This window comes from uncultured Kiloniella sp. (genome assembly GCF_937128705.1).
GTDB lineage: Bacteria > Pseudomonadota > Alphaproteobacteria > Kiloniellales > Kiloniellaceae > Kiloniella.
Window position 1 is genome coordinate 1 of the sequence record NZ_CAKZMP010000054.1, and the last position, 8,493, is coordinate 8,493.

Annotated in this window: 6 protein-coding genes; 1 reads left to right on the plus strand and 5 read right to left on the minus strand. The window is 46.2% G+C overall.

The genetic code is table 11. The features are described 5' to 3' along the window. The 3 genes from Q0241_RS03130 to Q0241_RS03140 form a co-directional block, all read right to left on the minus strand. A partial coding sequence (locus Q0241_RS03130) for a bifunctional ornithine acetyltransferase/N-acetylglutamate synthase (RefSeq protein ID WP_299372935.1) occupies positions 1-584 on the minus strand: 584 nt, incomplete at its 3' end. A 73-nt stretch (positions 585-657) separates the two neighbouring features. Continuing rightward, positions 658-1,608 carry a peptidylprolyl isomerase gene (locus Q0241_RS03135; RefSeq protein ID WP_299372938.1) on the minus strand — a complete coding sequence of 317 codons (951 nt, stop codon included), beginning with the start codon at positions 1,606-1,608 and terminating at the stop codon, positions 658-660. 125 nt (positions 1,609-1,733) lie between these two features. After that, positions 1,734-3,074: a peptidylprolyl isomerase gene (locus tag Q0241_RS03140; RefSeq protein WP_299372940.1), complete on the minus strand. Its 1,341-nt coding sequence runs from the start codon at positions 3,072-3,074 to the stop codon at positions 1,734-1,736. 249 nt (positions 3,075-3,323) lie between these two features. Here Q0241_RS03140 and secA point away from each other — a divergent pair, with 249 nt between their 5' ends. Further along, positions 3,324-6,002, plus strand: a complete 2,679-nt coding sequence (secA, locus tag Q0241_RS03145) for a preprotein translocase subunit SecA (RefSeq protein WP_299372942.1) — start codon at positions 3,324-3,326, stop codon at positions 6,000-6,002. A gap of 117 nt (positions 6,003-6,119) precedes the next feature. Here the strand turns inward: secA and Q0241_RS03150 are convergent, their stop codons facing one another. Both Q0241_RS03150 and Q0241_RS03155 read right to left on the minus strand, forming a co-directional pair. After that, positions 6,120-7,733 carry a thiamine pyrophosphate-binding protein gene (locus tag Q0241_RS03150; protein ID WP_299372944.1) on the minus strand — a complete coding sequence of 538 codons (1,614 nt, stop codon included), beginning with the start codon at positions 7,731-7,733 and terminating at the stop codon, positions 6,120-6,122. 105 nt (positions 7,734-7,838) lie between these two features. Then, on the minus strand, positions 7,839-8,493 hold a 655-nt coding region (locus Q0241_RS03155; protein ID WP_299372946.1), incomplete at its 5' end, for an acyl-CoA dehydrogenase family protein.

Here is an 8,493-nt window from a genome sequence, read left to right on the forward strand (position 1 = left end):
GTCGCCATATCAGGAGCAATCATTCCTGATCCTTTGGCAATACCATTAATTGTTACCGTTTTCCCATCAATCTGAGTTGTGATTGTGGCTCCCTTGGCAAAAGTGTCTGTCGTCATAATGGCTTCGGCAGCGTCTTGCCAGCTATCGGGACATAGATCCGTTTTCAAATCACCCAGGGCTGATGTTATTTTTTCATCGGGCAGTGGCTCACCAATCACACCGGTCGAAGCTACAAAAACAGCATTTTCAGGACAATCCAGCTCTCTGGCAGTTGCCTCGACCGTTCGCCCAACAGATGCTTTACCCAAGCGCCCCGTAAAAGCGTTTGCATTGCCAGAGTTCACAACGATCGCTCTGGCCTCGCCAAATTTCAAATGATCGCGGCAGCATTCAACTGGCGCTGAACAGGTAAGCGAACGGGTTAAAACTCCGCCAATTGTTGTTCCTTTGTCAAAGCTCATCAAAAGAACATCGGCACGACCTTTATACTTCACGCCACAAGCTTTTGTTGATAGTGACACGCCACTTATTTCTGGCATTTCCGGAAAACCCGCGGGGGCGAGTGGAGATTTTTGCAATTCCATAAAACAAATCCTACCTATTCACAGCCAGATTCCAACAGCCATTAAAAAGCCCGGTAAAACCGGGCTTTTTTCATTATTCGCTGGCAGGTTTCTCTTCGCCCTCTGGCTTTTCTTCACCTTCTGCCGGCGCGGCTTCTTCAGCCTTAGCACCAATTATTTCAATCTCTACCCCATTTTTGAGGTTCTCGACAATACTTTCATATGCACTTCTTGAAAGTTCAGAACGAAGCTGACCATCAAGCTGCTCTTTTTTGGGTTGTTCAGAATCGCGTTCTGCATCAACTTTAATGACATGCCAACCAAATCGGGTCTGTACCGGGGCAGCAGAATGTTCCCCAACTTTCATGCCAAACGCAGCATCAGAGAAAGGTTTAACCATCTGCTCAGCCTGAAAGAAACCAAGATCACCACCACCAGGACCACTTGGGCCAGTAGAATGTTCTTTGGCCAAAGCCGCAAAATCAGCACCTTCGTCCAACTGTTTGATCAGATCTTTTCCGACTTCTTCTTCTTCGACAAGAATATGGCGGGCAGACACTTCACGAACCGGAGGATTTTCCGTCAGATAATCCTGATAGGCTTTTTCAACAGCTTCGTCGGTCACTTCTTCTTCAAGAGCTCTATTCAAGAAAATTTCAACCAGAATTCTCTCTTTAACTTCACTAACACGTTTTTGAACTTCGGGATCATTGCCCAAACCGCTCGTCGTTGCTTCTTTGGTAATCAATTTAAGATCAACGACCTGACCAACAAGTTCCGGTATAATAAGTTCAATCTGTTCCTGTGGAATGTTTGGAATGCTTTCTGCAAACTTCACGACCTCTGAACGGCGGATTTCAATATCACCGACTTTGGCCATAATCGGATCATCCGCAGCAGGAGCATCTGATGCTACCTCAGCAGCCTGATCACCACCAAGGAAAGGTAGTGTTCCCCCTTTTACTCCATAGGAATAACCAGCATACGCTGCACCCGCGAGGGCAACGATACCGACAAGAGGAAAAATAATCTGTTTTGCAGACATTTAAAGATAACTCCTTATTTATAATATTTAGAGAATAATGGCTTTTAGATCATTCTCTTTTAATCGATCAGCACCAAATCCCATGACTGTGTCAAGAGAAAGGCGATATGTTCATTTTTAATTAATTAGCGGGGAAAAACAGATATATCTGCATCTTGTCTTAAATCCCGCACCATGCGTGCAACCAACTCGCGACTGATCTGATCTTTAATTTCAGACCTCATAGATTCAAAGGTTGGCTGTTTAACATCCCGCTTGTCTTCCAACTTAATAACATGCCAACCAAATTCCGTGGCTACTGGCGCTTTTGTGTAGGTTCCCGGTGCCAAAGAAAAAGCAGCCGATGCAAAGTTTGGATCCATATCCTTTTGCTTGAACCACCCCAAATCACCACCTTTATCAGCCGAAGGGCCTTTGGAGAATTTTTTTGCCAACAGGTGAAATTCCGCACCGTTATCCAAAGCGATGATCAAAGCGAGAGCTTCATTACGTGTTTCAACTAGAATATGACGTGCCCGGATTTCTGCATTGACAATATTCTCTCTCAGCAAAGAAAAATATCTGTCCTTAAGCATACTCTCAGTGATCATTTCGCCTAGCTGCTCTTCTAGATAGGCATCGCGGATAATTTTTTCCTCTGCAATGGCCAGCTTCCTTTTTACATCTTCCTTTTCATCCATATCCGCATCGGCACCAGCGTGCGCCAAAAGCTTCAGATCAATGGCACGATCCAGAAGTATAGGAAACATTGTTTCCAACTGTCCTTGATATTGCTCGGGCAATTTTTTAGCCGCCTGCGTTATGTCCTGCCAATAAATCTCATCGCCTTCGACAACAGCTACGACAGGATTTTCTCGATCCAGACGATCCAATTCGCTTTCCGTTTTGCTCGGGGCGACTTCAGGGGGTTCGTTCGGCGCTATCTGGGTACTTTCCAGATCCTCACCGCTTTTGGAATTTGTATTTTCAGAAGTTGGTGTGGTTGACAGATTTTCTACGACGATACCATTTGCAGGGGTATTTTTGGGCTGCTTATCGACTTCTTCTGTAAATCCAGGTGGCGGGACCAGCCCTTCTCTTTCCTGGCCGGGGACAACTTCGACCTCGGGGGGTACCGTCTCTGGGGTTACCGTCTCTGGGGTTACCGTCTCTGGGGTATCGGGTACAGACTCCACAACAACCGGCTCTACTGCCTTTGTTTCGATAACACTGTCATCAACAGTGATTGTATTTTCCTCAGGTGCAGGATCAGAAACAGTGTCCGTCTCTTCTTCGGTTATTTTCTCATCATCTGGGTTCGTTTCTTCCTCATCACTATCGCCAAAAAGAAACTTCAAAAGTTCGCGACCACTTTCGCGTTGTTCTTCTTTCCATTCGTCTTCATAGTTTTGTTGCGCATTACTATCCTGCGCAAAGCCAACCGCCATCAATACAGTGGAAAGGATAATAACTTTACGAAAATTCATTTAAACTCTGGCTCCAGCTCAGAAGAAATAAAAAGTTTATCCTTACTACAACAAAGTCACTACAACCTAAAGCAAGTATCACGGAAATAAACACATTCAATAAAATCAAGCAATCAATGCAGACTCCGTTCTTTATTTTATACCTTCTGAATCCAGCTTCACATTGACATCCGCCAGCCTGCGCCCTATGTCTCACATTGACTTTTTATAACCAAATCTTGAACTGCGTTTTCACGCAAGGGGTACTCTATGCTCGGCGCGCTTGTGAAGCGGATGTTTGGCTCTGCCAATGACCGCTACCTTAAAGGCCTTAACTCTATTGTCCTCTCAATCAATAGCTTTGAATCAAAGCTTGAGACGCTATCTGACGATGATCTCAAAGGACAAACAGAGAATTTTCGTAATCGCCTGAAGCAAGGAGAAACACTCGAAGATATTCTTCCTGAAGCTTTTGCGACCGTTCGTGAAGCATCACGCAGAACTCTTGGTTTGAGACACTTTGACGTTCAAATGATGGGCGGCATTGTCCTTCACCGTGGCATGATCAGTGAGATGGCAACAGGTGAAGGTAAAACACTTGTTGCAACCTTACCTGTTTATCTGAACGCGATTGAAGGCAAGGGTGTTCATGTCGTTACCGTCAACGATTACCTTGCCAAGCGTGATGCCGAATGGATGGGGCAGATTTATCGTTTCTTAGGTCTGACTGTTGGTTGTGTATTTCCTGGCCAAGGTGAAGAAGAACGAGCTTTTGCCTATACTTGTGACATTACCTATGCCACGAACAATGAACTCGGGTTTGATTATCTTCGCGACAATATGAAGTTCGAAATCGACCAGATGGTTCAAAGAGAATTTAACTATGCGATTGTCGATGAAGTAGATTCGATCCTCATTGATGAAGCTAGGACCCCGCTTATTATCTCTGGCCCTGCAGAAAACTCATCAGAGAGCTATATTACCATAAACAAATATGTTCCCTTCTTAACCGAAGAGCATTACGAACTTGATGAAAAAACGCGCTCAGTAACTTTGACTGACGAAGGCGTTGACTTCATAGAGAAAAAACTCATGGATGATGGGGTTATGCAAGGTTCTCTCTATGAAATAGAGAACGTCAGCACACTTCACCACATCAATCAGGCCCTCAAAGCGCATAAGCTATTCCAGCGCGATAAAGATTACATCGTCAAAGACAATAAAGTCGTTATCATTGACGAATTCACGGGCCGTATGATGGAAGGGCGTCGTTTCTCTGAAGGTCTTCATCAGGCACTTGAAGCAAAAGAAAATGCTGAAATTCAAAACGAAAATCAGACGTTAGCATCGATCACCTTCCAAAACTACTTCCGACTTTATCCCAAGTTGGCTGGGATGACGGGTACAGCAATGACCGAAGCCGAAGAATTTTCGGCGATCTATGGGCTAGACGTTATTTCCATGACGACGAACTTGCCTTGTATTCGTATTGACCACGATGACGAAGTCTATCGTACAGGGCAAGAACGTGACGCCGCGATTATCAAGCAGATCAAAGAATGTCATGAACGTCAGCAGCCAGTTCTTGTTGGTACGGTAACAATTGAAAAATCAGAATATCTTGCCGCCCTTCTCCAGAAAGAGAAGATTGAGCACAAGGTTCTAAACGCCCGTTATCACGAACAAGAAGCGATGATTGTTGCCCAGGCGGGTTCACCCGGCGCAGTAACAATTGCCACAAACATGGCGGGTCGCGGAACAGACATTAAGCTTGGCGGTAACGAGGAAATGCGTATAGAGCATGAAACCCTCGGCATTTCTGATGATGCGCAAAAGCAAGCGAAAGCGGCAGAAATTGCGGCTGAAATTGCTGCCAACAAAGAAATTGTGAACAAGGCAGGTGGCCTGTTTATGATTGGTAGTGAGCGTCATGAAAGCCGACGTATCGACAATCAGCTTCGTGGACGTTCAGGCCGTCAATCAGACCCAGGCGCATCAAAATTCTTCCTCAGCCTCGAAGATGATCTGATGCGTATCTTTGGATCTGAGCGTATGGATTCAATGCTCCAGAAGCTTGGCCTTGAAGACGGCGAAGCAATTATTCATCCATGGGTGAATAAAGCACTGGAAAAAGCGCAGAAAAAAGTCGAAGCCAGAAACTTTGAAATTCGTAAAAACATCCTCAAGTTTGATGATGTGATGAATGACCAGCGTAAGGTTATTTACGAACAACGCAAAGAAGTGATGTCTGCAGAAGAAGTCAAAGACACTGTGGCTTCCATGCGCCATGAAGTTCTCGAAGATCTCGTAACACGCACAATCCCTGCCAATGCCTATTCAGAACAATGGGAATTGGACAGTCTGCACGAAGAGTGTATGCGCCTTGTTGCAATGGATCTGCCTGTTAAAGACTGGGCCGAAGAAGAAGGTATTGCCGATCAGGAAATTCTGGATCGTATTCTTCAAGCCAGTAACGAAAAAATGGCCGCCAAGACTGCGAACTATGGCCCAGAGGTTATGCGTTCTCTGGAAAAACAATTACTTCTTATGGTTCTCGACAAGCAGTGGAAAGAGCATCTGCTGTCACTTGATCATCTGAAACAAGCTGTTGGTCTTCGTGCATACGGACAAAAAAATCCGCTGGATGAATACAAGCGTGAAGCTTTTGAAATGTTCGAGAGCATGCTCGATTCCGTACGTGACGAACTTACAATGCTTATGCATCGTTTCGAACTACAGACGCCTGAAGATGCAACTGTTCCGCGCCAAGAACAAGAAATGCACGAGTCTCGGCAAGACCCGGCAGTACAACAAGCTGGCGCAACAACCGTACAAGCAAAAGAGTTTGATCAAAACGATCCGTCAACTTGGGGTAAAACCAGCCGTAATGCTCCCTGCCCTTGTGGATCAGGCAAAAAATATAAACATTGCCACGGAAAGCTTAGCTAAAATCAGTTAGTAGATTTTCCGATTTTTTTACACAATAAAGGCGGCTCTATGGCCGCCTTTATTATTTTCGATGGGTACCTAACTTCTAAAGGCCTGATCCTAGGCTGGATCAGAAGATCAGAACTTCCCGTCGTAAGACTCACGTTCAATATGAGCCGCGATCAATGTGAATTTGTCGCCGTCAAATGCTGAACTCAGTGCAGTTTGTAACTCTTTACGGTTTCGAGCATTAATACCAATTCCCCCCATAGCATCAGCCAAGGCTGCGAAATCAGTTCCACCGAAATCAACGGCAAGGTTTTCCCTGCCACTTCCGCGTTGCTTCAATTCTATCAACGCAAGCGATGCATCCACAAAGACAACAACAACAACAGGTAGCTTCAAATCTCTAAGTGTCGATAACTCCCCAAGGATCATCTCTAGTCCTGCATCACCCGTAAAGGCTACGACGGGTAAATCTGGTGACGCGACTTTGGCCCCCATTGCCAAAGGCAAAGCACAGCCCATCGTGCACAAACCACTGGATTGAATAAGCGTATGCGGCTCGCAACAGATCCATTGCTGACTTTGCAAAATTCTATGTGCCCCGGAATCCACAGATGCAAGCCCATGATCAGGCAAAGCCTTACGCACTTCATCAACAATCGCAGATGGCCCCCATTCTTCATCCCTAGGGAATGCAGCGCAGATATCTTCTTTTGCCTTTGCAAAGTCACCGTTACGCCAAATAGCTCCAAGCTCTAATCCTTGGTCCAATACCTGTAGCGCAGGCGCTAAGGAACCAACAAAAGTACAGCTAGCCCGATGCATACCATGCAGATTTGGCTCAAGGGTAAATTCTGCAACAAACTGTTTTTCTGGTTGCCAAACATCCTGCCAACCGTGGCGCATTTCGATGGGATCATAGCCGATCAGCAAAATACAATCACTTTTCTCAATCAGAGGCAGGACTGTTTTATCTGCTTTTGGGGAGAGTCCTGCGCCACCAAGAGAAAGGGAGTGATCATCGGGAACAACCCCTTTCGCTTTGTAGGTCGCAACAGATGGGATCCCATGCTTAAGAAGGAAATTTTTTACTACCGCTTCACAGCCCTCACTAAGAATCTCCAAACCTAAAATAGCCAAAGGCCTTTCAGCCTTGGACAAGCGTTTTCTCAGATCGACAAAGTCAGCGCTCTCGGCTGGGGCTGTTGGCAAATACTTTGGTTGCCATAGCTTTGGTGCAGCATCCTGAAGCTTTGCTGCCAAAGAAATCGGCACATCAATATGCACAGGCCCCGGGCGACCTGATTGAGCCAACGACAAGGCCTTATCAATGACACGATCAACAGCACCATCAATAAGTGTAAAGCTGCCCTTCACCACGGGTTCTAACGCCTTGCAATGATCAAAAACCTGATGCGTATAGCTGGCCATATCATAGTCATCGACCCTACCTGTCAGAAAGATCAACGGCACTCGATCCTGATGCGCGTTGGCAATAACGTTGTAGGCATTTGCCATGCCCGGCCCCAGCGTCGCAAAAAGAACCCCCGGTGCGCCCGTGCGGTGGTAAGTACCTTCGGCCATAAAGCCCGCACCATTTTCATGCTTGGTCAATACAATCTCGAGCCCGGCCCGATCAAGTGCATGCATCACACTTAGAACCTCACCGCCCGGAATACCGAATGCATGGCGGCATCCTGCATCAAAAAGACGTTGGGCAAGAATATCAGCGGTCGTCAAGCTCATCTCGGCTTCTTTCAAATTAGTCAATTACACACAACACTAGCTACCCGCTTCAAAAAGCGAGTTACCTAAAATCAGTTGTTTAGCAGTACCTTATCACTCAGTATTTTAGCACTCGGGACTACGGTCAACAACAGATCGCAGATCTTCCATGGAAGATTTATCAGCGGTACGCACCAGATAACCATCTCTTGTCTGGGGAAACTTGCGTTTTAGCAAATCAGAAGCGATCACATTTCTGAGAACCTGTGCTGTACCACCGCCGATGGTAAACATACGCGCATCACGAACCATACGCTCAACCGGGTTGCGTCTTGAATAACCCGCAGCTCCATGCATTTGCAGTGCGTTATTGGTCACGGTGACAGCCATCTCAGATGTAAAGAGCTTTGCCTGTGCAGCCTTCATTTTATCGGGGAACCCTTCCCCAGAGACAGCTTCATTAATTAAAGCCCTTGCTGCGCTGATTTGAACGGACATATCGGCAAGCATCCACTGTAACCCCTGAAACTCGCAGATCGGGCGACCAAACTGTTCCCGTTTTTGGATGAAATCTTCTGCCTGTTCATAGGCCCCAACCGCAATCCCAAGTGCAACCGCCGCAGCCCCTACACGTTGCCCGTTATAAGCCGTCATCAAATCACCAAAACCCTTTCGAATACCAGAAGGAGGTTGTAGCATCATGTCAGATGGAACGTGTAAGTCTTTCAAATGAACTTCGGTTTCTGGTATTCCCCGCAATCCCATTGTTGGTTCACGCCGT